Origin of the sequence: Duganella sp. BJB476, from assembly GCF_003416895.1 — a bacterium.
Lineage (GTDB): Bacteria > Pseudomonadota > Gammaproteobacteria > Burkholderiales > Burkholderiaceae_D > Rugamonas.
The window spans coordinates 439,900-463,140 of record NZ_QVIO01000001.1 but is presented as its reverse complement, the minus strand read 5'-3'; the positions used below and the strand labels follow the sequence as shown (position 1 = coordinate 463,140).

Here is a 23,241-nt window from a genome sequence, read left to right as displayed (position 1 = left end):
TTTAAATCAGAACGCGGCTAACGATGCATTGAGTATGTCGGTCACCAGCATGTAGCCCGGCTGGTGGGTGATCGCCAGCGGCAGGCGCGCGTGGCGGATGGCTTCCTGCGGCGTGACGCCGCATGCCCAGAAGACCGGTATTTCGTCCGGCATGATCTCGACCGGATCGCCGTATTCGGGCCGCGCGATGTCGGCGATGCCGATCAGCGACGGATCGCCCAGGTGCACCGGCGCGCCGTGCACCGCCGGGTAGCGGCTGGTGATCTGGATCGCGCGGATGGCGTCGGCGGCCTTCATCGGACGCATCGACACCACCATCTCGCCGCCGAACGGGCCGGCGCTCTGGTTGCGGATATTGGTGCGGTACATGGCGACGTTGCGGCGCTGCTCGATGTGGCGCAGCTTGATGCCGGCCTCGATCAGCATCTGCTCGAACGAGAAAGAGCAGCCGATCGCGAACACCACCAGGTCGTCGCGCCAGACGTCGTGCAGCGAGTGGGTCTGCGACGCCAGCTGGCCGCCGCGATAGATGTTGTAGCCGGGGATGTCGCTGCGCAGGTCCATGTCGGCGCCCAGGCGCGGCAGGTTCCACTGGCCAGGCTCGCCCACCGCCAGTAGCGGGCAGGCGCGCGGGTTGCGCTGGCAGAAGCGCAGGAACTCGTCGGCATGCGCCTGCGGCAGGATCACCAGGTTGGCCTGGGCGTAGGCGCCGCAATAGCCGGCGGTCGGCAGGCGGAATTCGCCGCTGCGTACTTTGTGACGTAATTCGAGTGGGGTCATGGCGCTGGTCTCGTTCATCAAATCATGAATAACTTGCATGAGTTAAGAATAAACTTGAATAACCCTACACGCCATCTAGTTATTTTTGCTGTTGTTGTATAGTTTTTCTTACCACTCCGCGCTATCTTGGTGCGTCGGGTTAAGGTATTCTTGTTTGCCATGAACACCCGCTTCCTGGAGACCTTCGTCACCCTCGCCCAATTACGCAGCTTCCGCGCCACCGCCCGGGCGCTGCACGCCACGCCGGCCGCCATCTCGCTGCGCATCAAGACGCTGGAAGAGGAGCTGCAAACGGAATTGATCGACCGCGCCAGCAAGGACTTCCGCCTCACCGCCAACGCCGAATACCTGCTGGCCCATGCCAAGGCGGTGGTCGACGCCACGCGCCGGCTGATGGCGGCGGCCCAGAAGGACAGCGCGATCCGCGGCCGCCTGAGGGTGGGCGTGATCGAATCGGTGGTGCACAGCTGGCTGGCGCAGTACATCCGCGAGTTGAACACCATGTACCCGGAGCTGGAGGTGGACCTGACGGTCGACATGAGCAATGTGCTGGAGCGGCGCCTGCGCGCGCGCGAGCTCGATCTGGTGATCCAGGTCGAGGGCGTGGAAAGCAGTGACATCGTCTCCGAGGCGCTGGCCGTGTATCCCCTGCACTGGATCGCCCGCAAAGGCCTGATCGACACGCGCAAGGAAGGCCTGAACCAGCGCCTGCTGGCACTGCCCATCCTGACCTTCGGGCGCGGCACGGCGCCGCAGCGCATGATCGAGGAAATCGTCAGCAAGATGGCCAACCTGGCGATGGTGCCGCTGGAGCAGACCCGCATCACCTGCTCGCCGTCGGTGGCGGCCATCGTCCAGCTGGTGAAGGACGGCTACGGCGTGGCCGCCATCCCCAGCCTGTTCGTGGTGGACGCGCTCAAGAACGGCGAGTTCATCGAACTGCCGGTGCAGCCGGAGCCGCCGGCCATCATCGTCTCGATGTGCTTCCACTCCAATGCCGAGATGCTGGTGCACGCCGCCGCCAACGCCGCCCGCCAGGCTTGCGCCGGCTACTGCGCGCAGATCGATCCCCGCTACATCAAGTCGCTGGGCTGAGTCCCTGCCCTGCTGATTGCACAACAGTAAAAATACTGGGGTGCGCGTGCGCGTGCTGATTTGATCTACTATTTTCCTGCTGCCGGCGCACCCACCAACAACAACGGAGACTATCATGGCAATCAACATCAAGCGATTGGTGTCGCACGCATTCGTCTGTACGATCCTGCTGGCGGCGGCCTGCCTGGCGCAAGCGGTGACGGCCGGTCCCGGCACGTGGAGCGCGCAGCAGACCTGGGCCACCGACAGCGTCAACGGCGGCAATCTCACCGGTTACTTCTACTGGCCCGCTTCGCAGCCCACGCTGGGCGGCCAGCGCGCGCTTGTGCTGGTGCTGCACGGCTGCCTGCAAACGGCCGGCGGCGACGTGATCGACAGCGGCGGCGACGGTGGCTTCAACTGGAAGGCGATGGCCGATCAATACGGCGCCGTAATCCTCGCGCCCAACGCCACCGGCAATGTCTACAACAACCACTGCTGGGACTACGCAAACACCACCCACAACCGCAGCGCCGCCGGTCACGACGCCATCCTGCTCGACCTGGTGGGCCGCTTCGTCAACGATCCGCAGTACGCCATCGATCCCAGGCAGGTATATGTGACGGGCTTGTCGTCCGGCGGCGGCGAGACCATGGTGCTGGGCTGCCTGGCGCCGGACATCTTCGCCGGCGTCGGCATCAACGCCGGGCCGCCGCCGGGCACCACCACCTTGCAGATCGGCGCCGTACCCTCCGGTTATACCGCCACCACGGCCGGCAACCAGTGCAAGGCGATGGCGGGCGCCAACGCCGGCGCCTTCGCCACGCAGATCGCCGGCGCCGTCTGGGGCACTTCAGACTTCACGGTGGCGCAGGGCTACGGCCCGATCGACACGGCCGGCATCCGCCTGGCCTATGGCGGCAGCTACACCAAGGGCGCTGCGGTCGCGGTGCCGGGCGGCGGCAGCAACGTGCCCTACACCGACAGCAACGGCAAGCTGCGCACGCACGAGATCACGGTGAGCGGCATGGGCCACGCGTGGCCGGCCGGCAGCGGCGGCCAGAACACCAATTATGTCGACAGCACCCGGGTCAACTACCCGGCCTTCGTCATGGATTTCTGGTTCAAGAATAATCTGCGCGCTTCGGCGACGCCGGGGCCGGTGATGACTTCCTGCGGCACCACGGTGGTCAGCAGCAGCGGCGTCACCATCAGCGGCGCGGCCACGGCCAGCGGCAGCGTGGCCAGCTACGCGGTGCAGCTGAACGGTCCGACCGCGATCAACGATGCGGCGGCTGGCAGCGGCGCCAGCTTCAGCAAGAGCTACAACGTCGCCAGCGGCTACTACACCGGCAGCGTCAGCGCCACCGACACGCTGGGCCAGGTCTCGACCGGCTGCCCGTTGGCGCAATTCCTGGTCGGCAGCGCGCCGGTGCTGCCGCCGCCGACCGGCTTGAGCGCGGGCACGCCGACCGCCAGCGCCGTGGCGCTGAGCTGGAACGCCGTCAACGGCGCCACCGGCTACAACGTGTATCGCAACGGCGCCAAGTTGACCGCGTCGCCGCTGAGCGCCACCAGCTACACCGCCAGTGGGCTGGCGGCCAGCACCGGCTACAGCTTCGCGGTGTCTGCGGTCGGGGCTTCGGGCGAGAGCGCGCTATCGACGGCGATCAACATCACCACCGCATCGGCGTGGAGCTGTACCGCCGTCAACGCCAGCAACTACGCCCATGTGCACGCGGGCCGCGCGCACGACAGCGGCGGCTACGCGCTGGCCAACGGTTCCAATCAGAACATGGGGCTGGACAATCTGTTCTTCACCACCGTGCTGGCGCAGACGGCGGCCGGCTATTACGTGATCGGCGCCTGCCTCTGATTGAAGCACGGCCCGTCGTCACAGCGCCAGCGTGATGGCCGTACTGCCGGCGGCGGGGATCGCTGAGCACATCAGCACCTGCCCCGCCGCGACCTCGGCGCCGCAGGTGCGCGTGTATTCGACAGTACCGGAGAGCAGGCCGGCCGCGCATGAGCCGCACTGGCCCGAACGGCAGCTCGATTCAACCGGCACGCCTTTAGCTTCGGCCAGCTCCAGCAAGCTGCCTGCGCTGCCGTCCCATAACGCCGACATGCCCGACTGCGAAAACTGCACCGCTACCGGTCTGGCCGGCCGCTCGGCAGGCTTGGCCGCGCTGTTGGTCACGCTGCTGGCCGCTGGTGTGTCGCGCCGCACGCTGGCCGGACCGAAGGCCTCGAAGCGTATGCGCGCATCGGCGATGTTCAGGCTGCGCAGACCGTCGTACATCTGCTGCATGAACGCGGCCGGACCGCACAGGTAGAAATCGTAATCGTCGAACGGCAGCTGCGACTTCAACCAATCCAGGTCGATGCGGCCGGCGCTGGCCTGCCAGTTGGCGATGTCGCTGGCCTCGGCCTCGCCGCCGCTATAGCGTATGTGGACGTTGAGGTTGCGATGACCCGCAGCCAGCGTTTGCAGGCGTTCGGCAAACGCGTGCTCATCGCGGTTGCGGGCGCCGTGGAAAAAGTGGATGGGATGGCGGTGCCGCGTACGGCTGCCGTTCACCAGCAAACCGTTCAGCATGGCGATCATCGGCGTGATGCCGATGCCGGCGGACAGCAGCACCGCCGGCCGCCGCGTGCCCTGTTCGAACGTGAAGTCGCCGCCAGGCCCCAGCAGCTCGATGCGCGCGCCCGGCGCCAGATGCTCGTGCAGCCAGCCGGATACGGCGCCGTCGCGTTTGACGCTGATGCGGTAGCTGCGGCCGTTCGGCGCATCGGACAAGGTATAGCTGCGGATGCGCTGCACGCCGTCCACCGGCGCGCGCAGCGAGATGAACTGGCCCGGCACATGCGAGGCCACGCCCATGCCGTCGGCCGGCTCCAGATGGAACGATTGCACCGTGGCGCTCTCCCGCACCACCTCGGTGACGGTGTACGGACGCCACGCGCTGGTCAGCGCGGCCGCTTGCAGCACGCGGTCCGCCTCTTCCCAGACGCCGGTGCGCGCCACTTGCACGGCCGGCTTGGGCGCGCTCCAGCGGAACGGCAGCGCACCCACATTGCGCACCACTTCGCGCACGTGGAAGCGCAGTAGCTGCTCCGCGCCGGCAAAGGCCCTCAGTTGCGCACCTTCCCAGATGATCTCCGCCTCCACCGCCACATGCAGCATGTCGCCGCGTTCGAAGTCGATGAACAGCAAGCCCGCGCGCGGATAGCCGAGCAGATTGCCCATCGTGTTGAAGAAGAAGTTACCGACGAATTCAGGCGACGTCAGCGTGCGCTCGCCGTCCACCCGTACGAAGCCGGGCCGTCCGCCGCGATGCGAGACATCGACGCCCCGTCCAGCCTCGGTCTCCAGGTTGGCGCTGGCGATGAAGAAGGTGTCGGCGCGCGCGATCAGCTCGCGGTCCTGCGCGCTCAACACGGCGGCCCGCAGCACCTGCGGCACCGGCACGGCCGGCACCGGCGTCTGCACCCGGTCCTGGATGTACTGCGGGCAGTTGCCGAAGCTCTGCGTCACCGCCACCCGCATGCCGCCTTCATCGACCGCCGCGATCACGCCATTGACGCGGTTGCGCCGCCGCGTGGTCGGCACCAGTCCCAGCCCGCCGATGTGGGCGCCCTCGCGCAGTTGGCCTTGCAGTGGATCGCCGGCCAGCATGCCGCCGGCGATGTGCAGCGTACGCGCGTCCGGCGTCGAAACGAAACCCGCATCGTTGACCAGCATGGTGGCCCACGGCTGCCCCGCGCCATCCAGCGCGCCGATGAAGAACAGCGGCAGCTCACCGAAGAACTGGCGATGCTGGTCCGGCATGTAGTCGCGCACACCGGCCGCGCCGGCGCCGGCCATCTGCTCGCGCACGCCCATCCGCTGCTGGATCGCCAGTTCGCCCGCATGGAATGGTGTGGCGCTCATGATGGTCTCCGTTCAGATGGTTTCTGGCGCCAGGCCACACGCCGTGGCGGGCATCGCCACAAAGCCGGGCAAGGCGCGGACGTTGGCCAGCCAGGCGCGAATGTTCGGATACGGCTTGAGCGACACGCCGCCTTCCGGCGCATGCTCGATGTAGCTGAAGGCGGCGACGTCGGCGATGCTGGGCTGATCGCCCAGCGCAAAGCGGCGGCCGGCCAGTTCGACCTCCATCGCGTCGAACAGTCGCACCGCGATGCTCTTGGCGCGCTCGTGATCGAACGGCATGCCGAACGCCACCACCAGCCGCGCCACGCACGGGCCGTAGGCGATCTTGCCCGAGGCGTTGGACAGCCAGCGCTGCACCGTGGCCGCCGCCACCGGTTCGCGCGGCAACCAGCGGCCGCTGTCGTCGTATTTCAAGGCCAGGTAGACCAGGATCGCGGTCGAATCGGGCAAGGTCAGGTCGCCGTCTTCCAGTACCGGTATTTCGCCGAAGGGGCTGCGCGCCAGATGTTCGGGCGTGCGGTTCTCACCGGCCCGCATGTCGAGCTGGACGAATTCGTACGGCAAGTTCAGCAGGCTGAGGAACAAGCGCGCACGGTGGGTGTGGCCGGAAAGGGGGGAGCCGTATAGTTTCATGATCAATCTCCTGCAAGGATGGATAGTCTGGCCAGTATATTCAGCTGCAATCGTGCTGATAAGCTGGACAAAACCGGACACTAAGTTCACCCTAGGTGAACAATCACTCTCCGAACACGCCATGGCCGATTTAAGCACCGTCAACCTGAACCGCCTGATTACCTTCGTCGCCGTGGTGGACGCAGGCTCGCTGACGGCCGCCGCCGAACGCCTGGGCCTGGCCAAGTCCATGGTCAGCAAGCACATGCAGTTGCTGGAGGCCGAGGTCGGCGTCGGCCTGCTGCTGCGCTCGACCCGCAAACTGTCGCTGACCGAGGCCGGCCGCGATTTCTACGACGCCAGCCGGCAACTGTTGCAGCAGGCCGAGTTGGCCATCGAGCACGCCCGCAGCGGCCGCGCGGTGCCGCAGGGCACGCTGCGGGTGGCCGCGCCGATCGACTACGGCACGATGGTGGTGGCGCCGGTGCTGTCGCAGTTGCGGCGGCGCTTTCCGGCGCTGAAGGTGGAACTGGTGTGTGGCGACAGCCTGATCGACCTGATCGCCGAAGGGATCGACGTGACGGTGCGGCTGGGCAAGCTGGCCGATTCGGGCTACATGGCGGCGCGCATCGGCCGCATGGTGCGCCTGCTGGTGGCCAGCCCGGACTTCGTGGCTCGGCATGGTATGCCGGACCATCCACAGGCGCTGGCGCCGCTGCCCTACATCGCGCTGACGGTGCTGCGGCAGCCGAACACCTTCACGCTGGAGGACGGCGCCGGCCAGCACAGCGAAGTCCGGATGCGCAACATCGTGTTCTCGACCAACACCGCCACCGCCTGCCGCGCCGCCGCGCTGGCCGGCGACGGCGTACTGCGCGCGACCTGGTTTTCGGTGCGGGAGGATCTGGCGGCAGGCCGGCTGGTGCGGCTGCTGCCGGACTGGTCGCTGCCGGAGGGCGACATCCACGCCGTGTTCCCGGCCACGCCGCACCTGCCGCAAAAGGTGCGCGTGTTCATCGACGCGCTGAAGCTGGCGGCCGGCGACTAGCCAGCCAGCGGCGGCAGCGTGTCAGCAGCGCCATCGCCGCCACCGCCGCAAAGCCGAACCAGAGCCAGGTCGCGATCACCGACGGCGGCTTGCGCTCACTGGGTGCGGCGCCATCCGTGAACGCCGCCGGCAGCACACGCGGGGCCACCGGCACGATCTTCCAGTCCGCGCGGTTGGCCGGGGCGCGCTGCTGGTATTCGCGCAGCGACAACACCGGATCGTGGCCAAAGGCGCGCGACGACGGGAATTGCGGTATGCGCACGAACAGCAGCGCTTCCAGGTCCTCGCTCAGTTGCGCCTCCAGTGTGCCGCCGGCCGCCCTGCCCGGCGCCGCCAGGCGTTTGAGCAGGTCGTCGGCGATGGTGTTGAAGGCGACGAAGGGCAGCAACTCGGTGCGCTCGGTCTTCAAGTAGTCGTAGGCGCTCTGGCCGCTGGCCAGGCTGACCTCTTTCAACGCCATGTACGGCAGGGCCACCGCCGCCTTCAGCGGGCTTTCGCCGCCCAGGCGCGGAATGTTCCAGCCCAGCGTGCGCAGGGTTTCGACGTTGATGCCGGCGCAGTTGGTGCTGGCGTGGCGGTAGTGAAAATCCTGCCGGTAGAAGTGGTTGAACACCCGGGCTATCGCCTCCTGGTACAAGGCCGGCGCGCGCTGGTCCTTCAGCACCGCCACCAGCATGTAGGACGGGCGGTACCAGGCCTGGCCGCTGTTGAGGTCGCCCATGTAGGCGTCCATCGGCAGAATCGAGGCGACGATGCCTTTTTCGCTGATCGATGCCAGGCTGTAGAAATTGTTCACCAGCCAGTTATCCCATTCGCCGGCGGCGCCGAAGCGGCCGGTGGCGACGGCAAAGTGGCCGCCATAGGATTCATCGTCGTCGCCTTGCGCGCCGTTGAGCATGAAGGCCAGCACCGGCTTGCCCGCCAGCGGCAAGGGCTCGCGGCCGCCGTCGCGGCGCCACAGGGTCCGGCTGGCGTATGGCGCAGTGGCGCCGCCGTGCTGGGCGCGGACCAGGCTTTCGACGGTCTCGCCAATGGCCAGCGGCTGGCTGGGCGCCGCCGCGCCGAGCGCGTAACGCTTGGGCCACAGCGTGCGCATCACAAAGCGCTCCTCGGTCAGCGCGCCGCGGGCCTTGACCTCGCCGCCGGCAAAGAACGCCAGGCTGCTGCGATCTGCATACGAGCGGTTGGACGACAACCGGGGTGTGAACTCAACGTTCAAGGGCGCGGCGGCGCCGGGCCGTGTCAGCCTTGCATCCGGCTCCAGCCGCCCCTCGGCCACATGGGGTGAACCTATCCACACCAGCGGCGGCGCTTGGTCGCGCGCCCGTCCGCCGCCCGCTGCCAGCCAGGTCTTGACGTCTTCCTGGGCCCGCAGCCGGGGCGCATAGCCGGCGCCATCGGCCTTGGCCACGGCGATCATATCGTCGCTGAAGTACCACAGCGCCTGTTCGGGCGCCGCGCAGTCCTGGCAGCGGCCGGTGGCCAGCCTGAAACGTTCGCTGGGATAGAGGCCCAGCAAGCCGGGCGCGAGCGCATCCCGCACGCTGGCATCGACGGCTTGCGCCGCTTGCCACGGCAGCGCGGCGGCGATCAGGGCCGCCGCTGCCAGGATGCCGCTTGGATTGAATGAACTGGGTCGCATACTGTCGCTCCGCTGAGTAATGGCGAAGCTGCAGTGTACGGCGGCCGGCTCTGCTACTTGTTACGCTCCGTCAACATTTCTTGCGCTAGCGCCGCGCCGACACCACGATGCCGCCGACGATCAGCGCAAACGCCGCCACGTGGTAGCCATGCGGGGCCTCGCCCAGGAAGGCGGCCGACAGCACGGCGGTGAACAAGGGCGTCAGGTTGACGAAGAAGGCGCCAACCGAAGGCCCCGCCGCCTGCACACCCGCGCCCCAGCAGCGGAACGCGATCACGCCGGGCCCGATCGCCACATAGGCCAGCGCGGCCGCCAGGGTCCAGCTCCATTGCACCGGCATCGCGCCCAGCGCCTGCTCGCCCAGCGCGAAGCCGCCCGACCACAGCACGCCGAACGCCACCTGCGCCAGCAGGAAGCCGGCCCAGTCGGCGCGCAATGCGGCCGGTTCACGGGCGCGCGTCAGCAGCCAGCTGTACAGCGACCAGGCGATGGTCGCCAGTATCATGAACAGGTCGCCCGCCACCAGCCGCAGCGCCAGCAGATGCGCCCATTCGCCGCGCGCCAGCACCAGCAGCACGCCGGCGATCGACAGCACGGCGCCGGCCACCTGGCGCCGGCCGACCGGCACGCCGAAGAACAGCCAGCCGGTCAGCATCATCCACACCGGCATGCCGGAGGCCACCAGCGTGACGTTGATCGGGGTCGAGGTTTGCAGCGCCATGTACTGCAGGGTGTTGTACAGGCCGATGCCGAGCAGGCCCAGCAGCGCATACTGCTTCCAGTAGCGCCACATGCCCGCCGCGCGCCCGAACACCGGCCCGGCCAGCGGCAGCAGGATGGCGCCCGCCAGCGCCCAGCGCAGGAAATTGAGCAGCACCGGCGGCAACTGGTCGTGCACCAGCCGGCCGACGATGGAATTGCCGGCCCATAGCAGCGGCGGCAGGGTCAACAGGAATACGGTGCGGGGCGTCAGGCGCTGGGTCATCGATGGTGGATAGTTGTTGAGGAATGAGTTGCCGCCACGCCAACGCACTGCTAGCATGGCGCCTTGCCGATTTGCCAAGGCAAGCAATCATACCGGGGAACGCGATGCAACGCATAGTGATGGGTATTTTGATACTGTATGTATCTTTTTTCGGGACGGCGCGCGCCGCAAACTACGAATATGAAGTGAGACAGGTCGCCTACCATCACTTGGTGGCCCATCTCTACCTGCCCAAGACACTCGCCAAAGTCCCGGTCGTCGTGGCGATCGGCGGTTCGGAGGGCGGGCTGGGCACCGGCGACGCCAACGGCCAGATGATGGCCCCGCAGGGCATCGCCGTGCTGGGCTTGGCTTATTTCAAGGAGTCGGGGCTGCCGGCCACGCTGGACCAGATCCCGCTGGAATATTTCATCAGCGCCCTGGACTTCCTGCAGACGCAGCCCGAAGTGGACGCCACGCGCATCGGCTTCGTCGGCGGCTCGCGCGGCGCCGAAGCGGCCCTGCTGGTGGCGTCCCTGGACAAGCGCATCAAGTCGGTGGTGGCGACCACGCCCAGCTCGGTGGCATGGTTCGGCCGTACCCTGCCAAAGTCGGCCTGGACCTGGCAGGGCAAGGATATCCCGGCCATGAGTCCCACGCAGGACGAGACCTTGCCCCAGGTCGGCCGGTTCCTGGCGGCGCTGGACCAGCAGCAAGCCGTGCGGCAGGCACGCATCGCGGTGGAGAAGATCAACGGCCCGATCCTGCTGATTTCGGCGCAAAACGACCAGGTATGGCCGTCATTCCAGATGTCCAACGACATCGTGGCCTATTTGAAGGAGCGACACTTCCCGCACGCGCTGACGCACGACACCTACCCGACCGGCCATGGTTTCAGCCAGGAGTTGGCGCCACGCATCAAGCAAAGCATCATCGACCACTTTTTGCACACCTTGTAGCCCGGGCAAGCGCCGCGGCCAACGATAGAATTACCGCCGGCCGCCGCGGCGCGGTAAAATACGCCTTGCTGATCCACCCACTTAGAAAATATGAAACTCTCCAAACAACATTCGATGTACGAATCCGAGCACACCCTGTTCATCAAGGCGCTGAAGGAAAAGAATCCGGGCATGGAAGCTGGCCAGCAACAAGGCCGCGCCCTGCTGTGGGATCGTCCGCCGGTGTCGCTGGATGAGCAGGAGCGCCAGCTGAAATCGGCCATCAAGCAACAAGCCTACGTTTATCAGAACAAAGTCTAAGCACCGGGGCGGCAAGGATGTTGCCAGACGACACGGCTGAAACCCAGCCGACTGTGGCCGAGCACGGCATCGCCGAGGCGACGGCACTGCCGTCGGCGCAGCCGTCGCCAGAGGCCTTGAGCGACGCGGCCGATGTGGCCGGCGTTGGCGCCACCGAAGCCGCCGCAGAGGCGGTCGCCGTGACCACCGAAGTCGCCGCCCTCGCCCGCCTGTACGGCGAGCCGCTGCTCAAGCTGCCCAACGACCTGTACATCCCGCCCGACGCGCTGGAAATCTTCCTCGACGCCTTCGAAGGCCCGCTGGACTTGCTGCTCTACCTGATCCGCAAGCAAAACTTCAACATCCTCGACATCCCGATGGCGCAGCTGACGCTGCAATACCTGAAATATGTCGACCAGATCCGCCTGTCCAACCTGGAGCTGGCCGCCGAGTACCTGCTGATGGCGGCCATGCTGATCGAGATCAAGTCGCGCATGCTGCTGCCGCAGCGCCAGTCCGAACTCGACATCGAGAGCGACGACCCGCGCGCCGAGCTGGTGCGCCGCCTGCTGGAATACGAGCAAATCAAGCTGGCCGCCTACGACCTGAACACGATCCCCCAGCTGGACCGCGATTTCGTCCGCACCCAGATCTTCATCGAGCAAAGCCTGGTGCCGGCCTGGCCGGAGGTCGAGGCCATCGACCTGCAGCAAGCCTGGCTGGACGTGATGAAGCGCGCCAAGCTGACCCAGCACCACAAGATCAGCCGCGAGGAACTGTCGGTGCGCGAGCACATGACCGGCATCCTGCGGCGCCTGCAATCGAGCCGCTTCGTCGAGTTCGCCGACCTGTTCGACATCGCCGGCGGCGTGCCGGTGGTGGTGGTGAACTTCGTCGCGCTGCTGGAGCTGGCCAAGGAAACGCTGATCGAGATTACCCAGGCCGAGCCGTTCGCGCCGATCTACGTGCGGCTGGCGTACTCGCCTGCCTGAGCCCCCACCCCATTCCCATTACGCCCAGAGCGACCACGTCATGAAAATCGTCACCTCCATAGAAGAACTGCGCGACCAACTCAGCGGCCAACTGCGCACCGCTTTCGTCCCGACCATGGGCAACCTGCACGAAGGCCACCTGTCGCTGATGCGCCTGGCGCGCAAGCACGGCGACCCGGTGGTGGCGTCGATCTTCGTCAACCGCCTGCAGTTCGGCCCGAACGAGGACTTCGACAAATACCCGCGCACCTTCCAGGCCGACGTCGAAAAGCTGGAGAAGGAAGGCGTGTACGTGCTGTTCGCGCCGACCGAGAAGGACCTGTATCCGGAGCCGCAGGAATTCCGCGTGCGTCCGCCCGACGACCTGGGCAACACGCTGGAGGGCGAGTTCCGCCCCGGCTTCTTCACCGGCGTCACCACCGTGGTGCTCAAGCTGTTTTCCTGCGTGCAGCCGCGCGTGGCGGTGTTCGGCAAGAAGGATTACCAGCAGCTGATGATCGTGCGTAACATGAGCCGCCAGTTCGCGCTGCCGACCGAGATCATCGCCGCCGAGACCTACCGCGCCGACGACGGCCTGGCGCTGTCGTCGCGCAATATGTACCTGTCGCCGGCCGAGCGCGCCGAGGCGCCGGCCCTGTACCAGAGCCTGAACTCGGTCGCCGCCGAAGTGCGAGCCGGCCATCTGGACGTGTTCCAGCTGGAGCACAAGGCGATGGACGACCTGGCCCAGCGCGGCTGGCAGCCGGACTACATCTCGATCCGCCGCCGCATCGACCTGCAACCGCCTAGCGCCGGCGACCTGGCGCAAGGCACGCCGCTGGTGGTGCTGGCGGCCGCCAAGCTGGGCTCCACCCGCTTGATCGACAATCTGGAAATTTAAGGTTTGGGCGACGGGGCCGCAGGCGTCACCGGCAATACGCTGACGCCCTGCGGCGTGACCTGAATGATGACGGCCGGCGCCACCGGTGCGGCCGGCTGCGCCTTGGGGATCGCGTTGTTCAGCACAAAGGTCATGACCGAGATGACTATCGTAATTCCGGCAAGCAGCGTACCAACCATCCATTTGACGAACTGCGACACCGCGCGCTCAAAAGCGCTGTCTATCTTGGCCTCCACCGCCACGCGCATCGCTTCCATCGAGTCGCGAATCGCCTCGGTGCGCTCGTCGAGCACGGCCCGGATGCCATCCACCCTGGCGTCGATATACTCCTTGTCGGAATTCGAGTTCATACGCCGATAATCCGCCCGCCATCCCGCGCTGTCAACGCCCGCACGGGCGCCGCTTGAGACTGGTCAGGCGGCGACGTTTTGCGCCCAGGCCAGCGCCGACAGATGGGCTTTGTTGACGTCTTCCGGGCTCAGCTTGAGGGAGGCGGCCAGCGAGGCCACCAGGTCGGAATTGAGTTCGCAGGCCTCCGCCAGCGCCAGGTAGGGCCCGTACTTGCCGCTGCGCGTCAGCAACGCGGCGACCACGTCGTCGGACAGCTGGATGTTGGCCAACACCTCTTCCATGGCGATGCCCAGCAGCCGGTCCAGCAGCGAGAACATGCCCGCCACGAAGACGTTTTCCGCCTCGCTCTTGCCCAGCGCGCCCAGCGCCAGCAGCTCGGCCAGGCGGCCGCGCACCACCGCCGTCTCCAGCAGCACCGGCGAATAGCCCGAGGTGCTGGCCGTGGCCAGCAGCAAGGTCAGCCAGCGGTACAGCGGCGTGTAGCCCAGCAGGGTCAGCGCCTGCTTGAGCGACTGGATCTCGCGCCCGGCGCCGAAGCCGGCCGAGTTGATGAAGCGCAGCAGCTTGTACGACAGCGTGGCGTCGCGCTTGAGCACCGCTTCCAGCTGCGGCAGGTCGGCGTTCTGCCGCACCATCTGCATCAGCTGCATGATGATGGTCTGGGCCGGGTTCATGCCCTTGCTGTCGCTGCTGGGGCGCGGCGTCAGGTGCAGCTTGCCGACGAAGGCGTTCAGGCCGAGCGCGGCGCAGGCGTCGAAATCGGCCCAGTTGCTGACCGGGCGCGCCACCATCGCCACCGTCGACTGCTTCAGCGCCGCGTAGGCGCGCGCCTGGCTGCCGACGTCGGCGCCGGAAAAGCGCACTTCCACATACGAGGCGATGGTCGGCAGGCGGGCGCCGATGCGGGTCAGGTCGGCTTCGCGCAGCAGCACGCCGACGCCGCCGGCGCGCAAGGCTTGCACGGCGGTCAGCGTGTCGGGCTGGGCCAGTTCGGAGGTCTTGATCGAAAGGACGGTGCGTTCCGGCGGCAACTGGTGCAGCGCGTCGGTCGACAGCATGGCCGGCACCGCTTCGAGGAACAGGGTCTTGTCGCGCAGCAGCCAGTTGTCGTCGCCGTCGACCATCTGGCCGGCGACAAAGGCCACCAGCGCTTCCAGCGCGGCCGGGGTGGACGGCGCGTCACCCTGCCGCTGCCAGCAGAGTTCATACCCAACCACGCGCTGCTTGGGATCGAGCAGCGGCTCACGGACGAGGAAATTGGTTTGATGCATGATGCTCGTATCGGAGTAGGCCCGCGGCGAACGGGCCGGTACAGATCAGAAGCCCAGACTATCCAGCAAGTCGTCCACCTGCTCCTGGTCAGCCACCACGTTCTCGCGGGTCGGATCGATTTGCGGTCCGTTCAGCAAGCCGTTGTCGATTTCCTTCTTCATCTGTTCGGGCGCAAAGTCGATCAGCATCTGCACCAGCTGCTTTTCGAGGTTTTGCGCGATCGAAGTGACCTTCTTGATCACCTGTCCGGTCAGGTCCTGGAAGTCCTGCGCCATCATGATGTCCATCAGGTGCGCCTTGGTCTGCGAAGTCCCGGCCGATGCGCCGTCCAGCGCGGCGACGGTCTGCTGCGCCAGCGCGCGCCACTGTTCGTCCGAGGCGCCGGCCGCCAGCAGGCCGTTCCACGAGGCGCTCAATTGCTTTGCGTCGCCGCCGATCTGGTCCTGCAGGGGACTGGCGGCGTCGGTGGCGTTCAACACTTTCTGCGCCGCGTCTTCGCTGAGGCGCGCCACGTAGTCCAGCCGGTCGCGGGCGTCCGGGATGTCCGACGCCGCTTTCTCGATCAATTTATCCAGGCCCAGGCCGCGCAGGCTTTCATGCAAGGCGCGCGTCATGTGACCGATGCGCGACAAAAACTCTTCATTCGGCTCCACCGCAGCCGCGATGGCGCCGCTTTGTTGCTCAACCATCATCAAGCTCCGAGCTTCTCGAAGATCTTGTTCAGCTTTTCATCCAGCGTGGCAGCGGTGAACGGCTTGACCACGTAGCCGTTGGCGCCGGCCTGGGCCGCCGCGATGATGTTTTCCTTCTTGGCTTCGGCGGTCACCATCAGCACCGGCAGCTTGGCCAGCGCGGGATCGGCGCGAATGTTCTGCAACATGGTCAGACCGTCCATGTTCGGCATGTTCCAGTCGGACACGACGAAGTCGAACGATTCGGCGCGCAGCTTGGCCAGCGCCATCACGCCGTCTTCGGCCTCGTCGACATTGGCATAACCCAGTTCTTTTAACAGATTCCGGACAATGCGGCGCATCGTCGAAAAATCGTCAACGACTAAAAATTTCATCTTTGGATCAGCCATGAATTACTCCGTTGTTTCTCTACGCGGTGGTTGTTAATAAGTTCTACGTGCCAGCAAGTTGTAGGATAGCATTTTCGTTGCTTTAAGGCGAACAAAGTAGCAGTAAAACGTCACACTTGACGATTTAAACCCGTAATGCGCGCATGCCGTGGGCCGCCAGGTAGCCCAGCACCATGCCGGGCAAGGCTTGCAAGGCCCCCACTTCATGGGCGGCGCCGATGGCGATCGCCTCGCGCGGCATGCCGAACACCACGCAGCTGGCCTCGTCCTGGGCGAAATTATACGCCCCCGCCCCCTTCATCTCCAGCATGCCGGCCGCGCCATCCTTGCCCATGCCGGTCAGGATCACGCCGACCGCGTTCTTGCCGGCGCACTGGGCGGCCGAACGGAACAGCACGTCGACCGAGGGCCGGTGGCGGTTGACCGGCTCGGCCTGGTCGATCTTGGTCATGTAGTTGGCGCCGCTGCGGGTCAGGTACAGGTGCGAGTGGCCGGGCGCGATGTAGGCGTGGCCGGGCAGCACCCGCTCGTTGCCGGCCGCTTCCTGCACCGAGATCTTGCACAGCGAATCGAGGCGCTTGGCGAACGAACGGGTAAAGCCTTCCGGCATATGCTGGGTGATCAGGATGCCGGGACAGTCGGACGGCATCTGCATCAGGAATTCGCGGATCGCCTCGGTGCCGCCGGTGGAGGCGCCGATGATGATCAGTTTTTCCGACGAGGTCAGCGGATTGCGCAGCTGCGGCAGCTGGGTCTGGCCCTGCTGGCCGTCGGCGCCCGGCTGCGGCAGGGTGCGGGCCCGCACCCGCGCCTTGGAGGCGGCGCGGATCTTGTCGGTGATCAGCTCGGTGTACTCGCGCATGCCGGCCTGGATCGAGATCTTCGGCTTGGTGACGAAGTCGACCGCGCCCAGTTCCAGCGCGCGCATGGTGATCTCGGAGCCGCGCTCGGTCAGCGAGGACACCATCACCACCGGCATCGGCCGCAGGCGCATCAGCTTTTCCAGGAAGTCGAGGCCGTCCATCTTCGGCATCTCGACGTCCAAGGTCAGCACGTCGGGGTTGGTTTGCTTGATCAGCTCGCGCGCGACCAGCGGATCGGGGGCCACGCCCACCACTTCCATGTCGGGCTGGCTGTTGATGATCTCGCTCATCACGCTGCGGATCAGCGCGGAGTCGTCGACGATCAGGACTTTGATCTTCATAAAATGCTACTTTCCGGGCAAAAGGCCCTGACTACATTCTTAACAATAGTTCAAAACAGGTCGATCTCGCCGCCCACCGGCGCCTTCTTCAGGCGGCTGGCGTATTCGATCTCGCGCTTGGCCAGCGTGTCGTTGTGGGTCTGCATCAGCTTCTTGACCAGCACCTTGCCGCTGCGCGGGAAGAAATACACCTTGCGCGGGTGGATGTCGTTCAAGTCTTCGGCCACCACGCGGATTTTCTCGACCTTGAGGAAGTTCAGCACGAAGGCGGCGTTGCGTTCGCCGACGTTGATGGCGGTGAAACCTTTCAACACCGCGCCGCCGCCGAACACCTTGGCCTCCATGTTCTCGCGCTTGGCGCCGGCCTTGAGCAAATCGTTGATCAGGATTTCCATCGCGTAGGTGCCGTAGCGGGCCGAGGCCGACACCGGGCTGTTGGTGTCGCTGCCGCCGTCGGGCAGCATGAAGTGGTTCATGCCGCCCAGGCCGGTGACGCGGTCGCGGATGCAGGCCGACACGCACGAGCCGAGCACGGTGACGATCAACATGTCCTTGTTGGTGAAGTAATACTCGCCCGGCAGGATCTTGGCGGCTTCGCAGTCGAACGTTCTATCGAAATATACGTTCGTGGCAAATTGTTCGAGGTCCATGTTTTACTCTCATGTGCGTTGCGATGCTTTGAGGGCAGCGCCACGGTGTTGTTCGTCCAGCTCATACACCGTCTTGCCGCGTAGTTTGAGCGACTCCGACACGTAGAGGAAATTCTCCGAATGGCCCGCAAACAGCAAGGCGTCCGGTTTCATCAATGGGACAAAGCGGGACAGGATTTTACGCTGCGTGGCTTTGTCGAAGTAAATCATGACGTTGCGGCAAAAGATCACGTCGAACTGGCCGCTCAGCGGCCAGCCATCGGCCAGCAGGTTGAGCGGCTTGAAGGTGATCATATTGCGCAGCTCGGGCCGCACGCGGGCCATGCCCTCGCGGTCGCCCTTGCCTTTCAGGAAAAAGCGGCGCGAACGCTCGGGCGACATCTTGTCCAGCCGGTCCATGGTGTAGACGCCGTTGGCGGCCGTGGCCAGCACATTGGTGTCGATGTCGGTGGCGATGATGTGGCAGTTGGGCGTGAGCGTGTTGAACGCCTCGCACACGGTCATGGCGATCGAGTACGGTTCCTCGCCGGTCGAACTGGCCGAGCACCAGATGGTGATCGGTTCGCGCTTGTGCTTGATGTGCTCGGCCAGCAGCGGAAAGTGGTGCGCCTCGCGGAAGAACGAGGTCAGGTTGGTGGTCAGCGCGTTGGTGAACGACTCCCATTCCTCGCCCAGGCGGCCGGCTTCGAGGTCGTCCAGGTACTTGCCGAACGAGTCGATGCCGGTGGCGCGCAAACGCCGCGCCAGGCGGCTGTACACCATCTCTTGCTTGCTGTCGGCCAGCGAGATGCCGGCCCGTTTGTAGATCAGGCCGCGGACGCGTTCGAAGTCCTTGGCGTTGAAATCAAACTCTTTGACGGTGTCTTTGGTTTGCGGCATGTTCTGTATTCCTTCATGTAAAACTAACAATGCCTGCGACGGCGCCGCAGGCGCCGCCTTGCTGCGGACTACTTAAAACTCTTCCCACTCCTCGCCGGCGGACGGCGCGGCGCTGGCCAGCTTCTTGGGCGCGGCCGGCTTGGCGGCGGCCACCGCCGGACGCGCTGCTGGCGCCGGACGGGTGCTCACCGCCGGCGCCGGACGGGCCGCAGGCGCGGCCTTGCGGGCGGCCGGACGACGGGCGTCGTCCTGGTTCAGCTTGAAGATGCTGACGGCCTGCGCCAGCATCTCGGCCTGTTCCTGCATGCTCTCGGCGGCCGCGGCCGCCTCTTCCACCAGCGCGGCGTTCTGCTGGGTCATCTCGTCCATCTGGGTGATAGCCTGGTTGACTTCCTCGATGCCGTTGCTCTGTTCCTGGGTGGCGGCGGTGATCTCGCCCATGATGTCGGCCACCTGGCGGATCGAGGTGACGATCAGGTCCATGGTCTGGCCGGCCTCGTCGACCAGCTTGCTGCCGGCGTCGACCTTGTTGACCGAGTCGCCGATCAGTTCCTTGATTTCCTTGGCGGCGCCGGCCGAGCGCTGCGCCAGGTTGCGCACCTCGGAAGCGACCACCGCGAAACCGCGGCCCTGCTCGCCCGCACGGGCCGCCTCGACGGCGGCGTTCAGCGCCAGGATGTTGGTCTGGAAGGCGATGCCGTCGATGACGCCGATGATGTCGACGATCTTGCTGGAGCTGGCCTTGATCGAGCCCATGGTCTCGACCACTTGCGACACCACGGTGCCGCCCTTTTCCGCCACCGACGAGGCGGTCACGGCCAGCTGGTTGGCCTGGCGGGCGTTGTCGGCATTCTGCTTGACGGTGGAGGTCAGTTCCTCCATCGACGAGGCGGTCTCCTCCAGCGAGCTGGCCTGCGACTCGGTGCGCGCCGACAGGTCGGCGTTGCCGGAGGCGATTTCCTGCGAGGCGGTCGAGATCAGCTCGGTGCCGGTGCGGACGTCGCCCACGGTCTTGGCCAGGCTGTCGTTCATGTCCTTGAGCGCCTGCAGCAGTTCGCTGGTCTCGTCCTTGCCTTCGACGTAGACTTGCGAGGTCAGCTCGCCGGCCGCCACTTTCTGCGCCACCTCGACCGCGCCCGACAGCGGCACGGTGATCGAGCGGGTGATGACGGCGGCGCACACCACGCCGATGGCCACGGCCACCGCGCCCAGCACGAACAGCACCATCATCAGGCTGCGGTCGGCGGTGACCGAGCCGGCCATCACATCCTTGGCGTTGGCCTGCTGCATGTCGACCAGCTTGTTGATCAGGGTCAGGGTCTGCTGGTTGAGCGGGTCGATGCGGCCGGAAATCACCTTGGCCGCGCCTTCGCTGTTAAACGCCAGCACCTGGCCGATGGCTTCCTTGAAAGCCTTGTCGACGTCGGCGTCCAGCGCGGCGATGTCGGCCAGCACCTTCTTCTCGGCGTCGTTCAGGCCGAGCGCCTTCAGGTCGGCCAGCGCCTTGTCGTAGCGGGCGCGCTGGTCCTTGACCTTCTGCTCTTCCTTCTGCATCAGGCTGACGTCCGATTGCAGGCCGATGTTGCGCATGGCGATGCCGGTCTCGAGCATCGAGCTCTTCATGGTGCCGGCCTGCAGGTTCTTGCCGGTCGACAGCTCGAGCCCCTGGGTCAGCTTGCTCTTGTTGCTGTAGTTCAGGTAGTTGGTCATCAGGACCATCGCCACCAGGATCGCCAGGATGCTGCCGAAGCCGATGCGCAGTCGTGCGCCAATTTTGAAATCACGTAAATTCATGTTGTTTTCTCCCCTATGCTGTCTGTTCTGTCGTCCGCCGGGAACTGCCTGCGGACCCCGTTATCGTGTAGGTAGTGGCGCGCACTCTGTTGGGCGCTGCCGTGCTGCGCTGCCGCGGCGAGGTTCAGGCCGCGATCTGCTCCATCAAGCCCATCTCGGCGCTCGACATCAGCTTGTCGATGTTCACCAGGATCAGCATACGCTCATCAATGGTGCCCAGTCCAATCATGTAGTCGGAGCTGAAGGCGGTGCCCATCTCCGGCGCCGGCTTGACCTGCTCGGGCGTGAGCGTGGTCACGTCCGAGACCGAGTCGACCACCATGCCGACGATGCGGCCGCCGATGTTGAGGATGATGACCACGGTGAACTGGTCGTACACCGGCTCGCCAAGATTGAACTTGATGCGCATGTCGACCACCGGAATGATGATGCCGCGCAGGTTGATCACGCCCTTGATGAAGGCGGGGGCATTGGCGATCCGGGTCACCGTTTCGTAACCGCGGATTTCCTGCACCTTGAGGATGTCGATGCCATATTCCTCCGACCCCAGCGTGAACGCTAGGTATTCGTGGCCGGCGATCTCGTTCGCTCCGGTGGTTAGTACGTCTGCCATGATGGTTTCCTTGGTGGGATTAGCTAAAAATCTGTTCGTCAGCAAGCTGACGGGATGAGCGTATCAGGGCGGCGACATCGAGAATCAGCGACACGCCGCCATCGCCCAGGATGGTGGCGCCGGAGATGCCGGCCACCTTGCGGTAATTCGATTCCAGGTTCTTGACCACCACCTGCTGCTGGCCGACCAGGTCGTCGATGAACAGGCCGGCCTTGCGGCCGTCGGTCTCGATGATGACCACGATGCCCTGGCAGGGGTCGGTGAAGCGCGGCGCGATGCCGAACATCTGGTACAGCGGCACCAGCGGCAGGTATTCGCCGCGCACCTTGATCACCCGGCCCTTGCCGGAGATTTCCTTGACGTCTTCCGGCGCCGGCTGCAGCGATTCGATGACAAAGCCCAGCGGCAGGATGTAGACCTCCTCGCCGACCCGGATCGACATGCCGTCCAGGATCGCCAGCGTCAGCGGCAGCGAGATCGAGATGGTGGTGCCGAAGCCCTTGGCCGAGCGGATGTCGACCACCCCGCCCATCGCGGTGATGTTGCGCTTGACCACGTCCATGCCGACCCCGCGGCCGGAGACGTCGGTCACCTGCTCGGCGGTCGAGAAGCCGGGCGCGAAGATCAGCTGCCATACTTCGGCGTCGCTCATGTTCTCGTGCAGCGGCAGGCCGCTCTGCTCGGCCTTGGCCAGGATGCGTTCCCGGTTCAGGCCGCCGCCGTCGTCCGACACTTCGATGATGATGTTGCCGCCCTGGTGGGAGGCCGACAGGAACAGGCGGCCGGCGTCGCTCTTGCCGCCGGCGCGGCGCACCTCGGGCATCTCGATGCCGTGGTCGATCGAGTTGCGCACCAGGTGGGTCAGCGGGTCGACGATGCGCTCGATCAGGCCCTTGTCCAGTTCGGTCGCGGCGCCGTTGGTGATGAAGTCGACCTTCTTGCCCAGCTTGGCCGCGAGGTCGCGCACCATGCGCGGGAAGCGCGAGAACACGAAGTCCATCGGCATCATGCGGATCGACATCACCGCTTCCTGCAGGTCGCGGGTGTTGCGGGTCAGCTGGCTCACGCTATTTAATAGGCGCTCGTGCACCATCGGGTCCAACGTGTCGACGCGCTGCTCGATCATCGCTTGCGTGATGACCAGCTCGCCCACCAGGTTGATCAGCTGGTCGACTTTTTCGATCGACACGCGGATCGACGACGATTCGGCGCCGGGGCCGGCGCCGCCCTTCTCTTCTTTCTTGGCGGCTTTCTTTTCCTCGTCGGCGGCCTGCTGCTGCGCGGCCGGCGCCTCGATGACGATGCCGGCGGCGGCGCGGATCTGCTCGACCGGCTGGAAGAAGCCATAGCCCTGCGCATCCTCGCTGCCGGCCTGGGCGGCCGCGCGGATCTCGTCGAGCGGCTGGAAGAAACCGTAGCCTTCCGCCCCGCCGGCGGCGGCCGGGTGCAGCTCGGCCTCGTCGAAGAAGCCGTAGCCCAGGTCCTTCTCGACCTTGGAGCGCTCGGCGTTTTCCAGCTTGGCCTGTTTGGCGTCCAGCGCCGGCAGCTCGGTCACCACCATGTCGTCCGGGTTCAGCACGAAGGAGCAGATGGCGATGATGTCGTCCAGGCTCTCGTGGGTGGTGACCACCATGGCGTTGCGGTCGCGGTCGAGCGGCGTGATAGCCACATGGCCCATCAGGCCCAGCTCGGCGCCCAGCGCGGTCACTTCGCGGTGCACCATGGCCGGCAGTTCCAGCCGGTAGCGGCGCCCGCCGCTGTGGTCGACCGTCTTGGCCTCGGCCGCGTGGAACGACGGCGCCACGGCGGCCATGGCCGCCAGCGGCACGTCCTGCGCCAGCGACTGCAGCATCATGCGCACGTCGCCGACCGCGTCCTGGTCGACCGTGCTGCCGTGGCGGTGGCCGTCGAGCTGCATCTTGAGGATGTCCTTGGCCGCCAGGAAGGCGTCCACGTGCTCCGAGGTCAGCGCCATCTCGCCCTTGCGGACGCGGTCGAGCAGGGTCTCGAGGATGTGGGTCACCTCGGTCATGTCGGTCACGCCGAACGTGGAGGCGCCGCCCTTGACGGAATGGGCGGTGCGGAAGATCGCGTTCAGGTCTTCGGCGTCCGGCTGCGCGACGTCGACCGCCAGCAGCAGGCGCTCCATTTCAGCCAGCAGCTCCTCGGCCTCATCGAAAAAGACCTGGAAGAACTGGCTTATATCGATGGTCATGGGGATACTCCGTAA

Annotated in this window: 22 protein-coding genes; 7 read left to right on the top strand and 15 right to left on the bottom strand. The window is 65.8% G+C overall.

Annotated features, from left to right (window positions below):
• Positions 1–6: 6 nt before the first annotated feature.
• Positions 7–798: a putative hydro-lyase gene (locus tag D0T21_RS02040; protein ID WP_116988182.1), complete on the bottom strand. Its 792-nt coding sequence runs from the start codon at positions 796–798 to the stop codon at positions 7–9.
• A 141-nt stretch (positions 799–939) separates the two neighbouring features.
• Here D0T21_RS02040 and D0T21_RS02035 point away from each other — a divergent pair, with 141 nt between their 5' ends.
• Both D0T21_RS02035 and D0T21_RS02030 read left to right on the top strand, forming a co-directional pair.
• Entirely contained in the window at positions 940–1,875 is a 936-nt protein-coding gene (locus D0T21_RS02035; RefSeq protein WP_116988181.1) for a LysR family transcriptional regulator, read from the top strand.
• Positions 1,876–1,990: 115 nt separating this feature from the next.
• Entirely contained in the window at positions 1,991–3,730 is a 1,740-nt protein-coding gene (locus D0T21_RS02030) for a PHB depolymerase family esterase (protein WP_116988180.1), read from the top strand.
• Positions 3,731–3,748: 18 nt separating this feature from the next.
• Here the strand turns inward: D0T21_RS02030 and D0T21_RS02025 are convergent, their stop codons facing one another.
• A complete protein-coding gene (locus D0T21_RS02025) occupies positions 3,749–5,788 on the bottom strand; it encodes a pyridoxamine 5'-phosphate oxidase family protein (protein ID WP_116988179.1) in 2,040 nt (679 codons plus the stop codon).
• Positions 5,789–5,800: 12 nt separating this feature from the next.
• Positions 5,801–6,424, bottom strand: a complete 624-nt coding sequence (locus D0T21_RS02020; protein ID WP_116988178.1) for a glutathione S-transferase family protein — start codon at positions 6,422–6,424, stop codon at positions 5,801–5,803.
• A 121-nt stretch (positions 6,425–6,545) separates the two neighbouring features.
• Between D0T21_RS02020 and D0T21_RS02015 the strand changes: the two genes are divergently transcribed.
• Positions 6,546–7,451, top strand: coding sequence for a LysR family transcriptional regulator (locus D0T21_RS02015; RefSeq protein ID WP_116988177.1), 906 nt, complete (start codon positions 6,546–6,548; stop codon positions 7,449–7,451).
• On the opposite strand, the gene D0T21_RS02010 is transcribed toward D0T21_RS02015, so the two are convergent.
• Positions 7,417–9,093 (bottom strand): hypothetical protein, encoded by a 1,677-nt coding sequence (locus tag D0T21_RS02010; protein WP_116988176.1) that lies wholly within the window; start codon positions 9,091–9,093, stop codon positions 7,417–7,419. The genes D0T21_RS02015 and D0T21_RS02010 overlap by 35 nt on opposite strands.
• An 85-nt stretch (positions 9,094–9,178) precedes the next feature.
• A complete protein-coding gene (locus D0T21_RS02005) occupies positions 9,179–10,078 on the bottom strand; it encodes a DMT family transporter (RefSeq protein WP_116988175.1) in 900 nt (299 codons plus the stop codon).
• Between the two features lie 185 nt (positions 10,079–10,263).
• On the opposite strand from D0T21_RS02005, the gene D0T21_RS02000 reads away from it, so the two are divergent.
• The 4 genes from D0T21_RS02000 (at position 10,264) to panC (ending at position 13,167) form a co-directional block, all read left to right on the top strand.
• Positions 10,264–11,016, top strand: coding sequence for a S9 family peptidase (locus D0T21_RS02000; RefSeq protein WP_158567948.1), 753 nt, complete (start codon positions 10,264–10,266; stop codon positions 11,014–11,016).
• A gap of 90 nt (positions 11,017–11,106) precedes the next feature.
• Positions 11,107–11,316, top strand: a complete 210-nt coding sequence (locus D0T21_RS01995; RefSeq protein WP_008450053.1) for a DUF3460 family protein — start codon at positions 11,107–11,109, stop codon at positions 11,314–11,316.
• 17 nt (positions 11,317–11,333) lie between these two features.
• A complete protein-coding gene (locus D0T21_RS01990; protein ID WP_199538382.1) occupies positions 11,334–12,287 on the top strand; it encodes a ScpA family protein in 954 nt (317 codons plus the stop codon).
• 40 nt (positions 12,288–12,327) lie between these two features.
• Positions 12,328–13,167 (top strand): pantoate--beta-alanine ligase, encoded by an 840-nt coding sequence (gene panC / locus D0T21_RS01985; protein WP_116988173.1) that lies wholly within the window; start codon positions 12,328–12,330, stop codon positions 13,165–13,167.
• Here the strand turns inward: panC and D0T21_RS01980 are convergent.
• The 10 genes from D0T21_RS01980 to cheA form a co-directional block, all read right to left on the bottom strand.
• Positions 13,164–13,517, bottom strand: coding sequence for a hypothetical protein (locus tag D0T21_RS01980; RefSeq protein WP_116988172.1), 354 nt, complete (start codon positions 13,515–13,517; stop codon positions 13,164–13,166). The two genes, panC and D0T21_RS01980, sit on opposite strands and share 4 nt — an antisense overlap.
• Before the next feature lie 63 nt (positions 13,518–13,580).
• Positions 13,581–14,789 carry an EAL and HDOD domain-containing protein gene (locus tag D0T21_RS01975; protein WP_116988171.1) on the bottom strand — a complete coding sequence of 403 codons (1,209 nt, stop codon included), beginning with the start codon at positions 14,787–14,789 and terminating at the stop codon, positions 13,581–13,583.
• Positions 14,790–14,834: 45 nt separating this feature from the next.
• Entirely contained in the window at positions 14,835–15,482 is a 648-nt protein-coding gene (cheZ, locus tag D0T21_RS01970; protein WP_116988170.1) for a protein phosphatase CheZ, read from the bottom strand.
• Positions 15,482–15,871, bottom strand: a complete 390-nt coding sequence (gene cheY / locus D0T21_RS01965) for a chemotaxis response regulator CheY (RefSeq protein ID WP_008450066.1) — start codon at positions 15,869–15,871, stop codon at positions 15,482–15,484. Before cheY ends, cheZ begins: the two co-directional genes overlap by 1 nt.
• Positions 15,872–15,995: 124 nt before the next feature.
• On the bottom strand, positions 15,996–17,075 hold the full coding sequence (locus D0T21_RS01960) for a chemotaxis response regulator protein-glutamate methylesterase (RefSeq protein WP_116988169.1): 1,080 nt from the start codon (positions 17,073–17,075) through the stop codon (positions 15,996–15,998).
• 50 nt (positions 17,076–17,125) lie between these two features.
• Positions 17,126–17,725 (bottom strand): chemoreceptor glutamine deamidase CheD, encoded by a 600-nt coding sequence (gene cheD / locus D0T21_RS01955; protein ID WP_020702289.1) that lies wholly within the window; start codon positions 17,723–17,725, stop codon positions 17,126–17,128.
• Between the two features lie 9 nt (positions 17,726–17,734).
• Positions 17,735–18,604: a CheR family methyltransferase gene (locus D0T21_RS01950; RefSeq protein WP_116988168.1), complete on the bottom strand. Its 870-nt coding sequence runs from the start codon at positions 18,602–18,604 to the stop codon at positions 17,735–17,737.
• Positions 18,605–18,676: 72 nt separating this feature from the next.
• Positions 18,677–20,398, bottom strand: coding sequence for a methyl-accepting chemotaxis protein (locus D0T21_RS01945; RefSeq protein WP_116988167.1), 1,722 nt, complete (start codon positions 20,396–20,398; stop codon positions 18,677–18,679).
• Positions 20,399–20,522: 124 nt separating this feature from the next.
• Positions 20,523–21,011 carry a chemotaxis protein CheW gene (locus tag D0T21_RS01940; protein ID WP_020702286.1) on the bottom strand — a complete coding sequence of 163 codons (489 nt, stop codon included), beginning with the start codon at positions 21,009–21,011 and terminating at the stop codon, positions 20,523–20,525.
• A 19-nt stretch (positions 21,012–21,030) separates the two neighbouring features.
• Positions 21,031–23,226: a chemotaxis protein CheA gene (gene cheA, locus D0T21_RS01935; RefSeq protein WP_116988166.1), complete on the bottom strand. Its 2,196-nt coding sequence runs from the start codon at positions 23,224–23,226 to the stop codon at positions 21,031–21,033.
• Positions 23,227–23,241 lie beyond the last annotated feature (15 nt).

Excerpts from the sequence above, each read along its gene's own strand:
- D0T21_RS02040 (WP_116988182.1), bottom strand. The coding sequence starts at position 798 with ATGAACGAGACCAGCGCCATGACCCCACTCGAATTACGTCACAAAGTA.
- D0T21_RS02035 (WP_116988181.1), top strand. The coding sequence starts at position 940 with ATGAACACCCGCTTCCTGGAGACCTTCGTCACCCTCGCCCAATTACGC.
- D0T21_RS02030 (WP_116988180.1), top strand. The coding sequence starts at position 1,991 with ATGGCAATCAACATCAAGCGATTGGTGTCGCACGCATTCGTCTGTACG.
- D0T21_RS02025 (WP_116988179.1), bottom strand. The coding sequence starts at position 5,788 with ATGAGCGCCACACCATTCCATGCGGGCGAACTGGCGATCCAGCAGCGG.
- D0T21_RS02020 (WP_116988178.1), bottom strand. The coding sequence starts at position 6,424 with ATGAAACTATACGGCTCCCCCCTTTCCGGCCACACCCACCGTGCGCGC.
- D0T21_RS02015 (WP_116988177.1), top strand. The coding sequence starts at position 6,546 with ATGGCCGATTTAAGCACCGTCAACCTGAACCGCCTGATTACCTTCGTC.
- D0T21_RS02010 (WP_116988176.1), bottom strand. The coding sequence starts at position 9,093 with ATGCGACCCAGTTCATTCAATCCAAGCGGCATCCTGGCAGCGGCGGCC.
- D0T21_RS02005 (WP_116988175.1), bottom strand. The coding sequence starts at position 10,078 with ATGACCCAGCGCCTGACGCCCCGCACCGTATTCCTGTTGACCCTGCCG.
- D0T21_RS01995 (WP_008450053.1), top strand. The coding sequence starts at position 11,107 with ATGAAACTCTCCAAACAACATTCGATGTACGAATCCGAGCACACCCTG.
- D0T21_RS01990 (WP_199538382.1), top strand. The coding sequence starts at position 11,334 with ATGTTGCCAGACGACACGGCTGAAACCCAGCCGACTGTGGCCGAGCAC.
- panC (WP_116988173.1), top strand. The coding sequence starts at position 12,328 with ATGAAAATCGTCACCTCCATAGAAGAACTGCGCGACCAACTCAGCGGC.
- D0T21_RS01980 (WP_116988172.1), bottom strand. The coding sequence starts at position 13,517 with ATGAACTCGAATTCCGACAAGGAGTATATCGACGCCAGGGTGGATGGC.
- D0T21_RS01975 (WP_116988171.1), bottom strand. The coding sequence starts at position 14,789 with ATGCATCAAACCAATTTCCTCGTCCGTGAGCCGCTGCTCGATCCCAAG.
- cheZ (WP_116988170.1), bottom strand. The coding sequence starts at position 15,482 with ATGATGGTTGAGCAACAAAGCGGCGCCATCGCGGCTGCGGTGGAGCCG.
- cheY (WP_008450066.1), bottom strand. The coding sequence starts at position 15,871 with ATGGCTGATCCAAAGATGAAATTTTTAGTCGTTGACGATTTTTCGACG.
- D0T21_RS01960 (WP_116988169.1), bottom strand. The coding sequence starts at position 17,075 with ATGAAGATCAAAGTCCTGATCGTCGACGACTCCGCGCTGATCCGCAGC.
- cheD (WP_020702289.1), bottom strand. The coding sequence starts at position 17,725 with ATGGACCTCGAACAATTTGCCACGAACGTATATTTCGATAGAACGTTC.
- D0T21_RS01950 (WP_116988168.1), bottom strand. The coding sequence starts at position 18,604 with ATGCCGCAAACCAAAGACACCGTCAAAGAGTTTGATTTCAACGCCAAG.
- D0T21_RS01945 (WP_116988167.1), bottom strand. The coding sequence starts at position 20,398 with ATGAATTTACGTGATTTCAAAATTGGCGCACGACTGCGCATCGGCTTC.
- D0T21_RS01940 (WP_020702286.1), bottom strand. The coding sequence starts at position 21,011 with ATGGCAGACGTACTAACCACCGGAGCGAACGAGATCGCCGGCCACGAA.
- cheA (WP_116988166.1), bottom strand. The coding sequence starts at position 23,226 with ATGACCATCGATATAAGCCAGTTCTTCCAGGTCTTTTTCGATGAGGCC.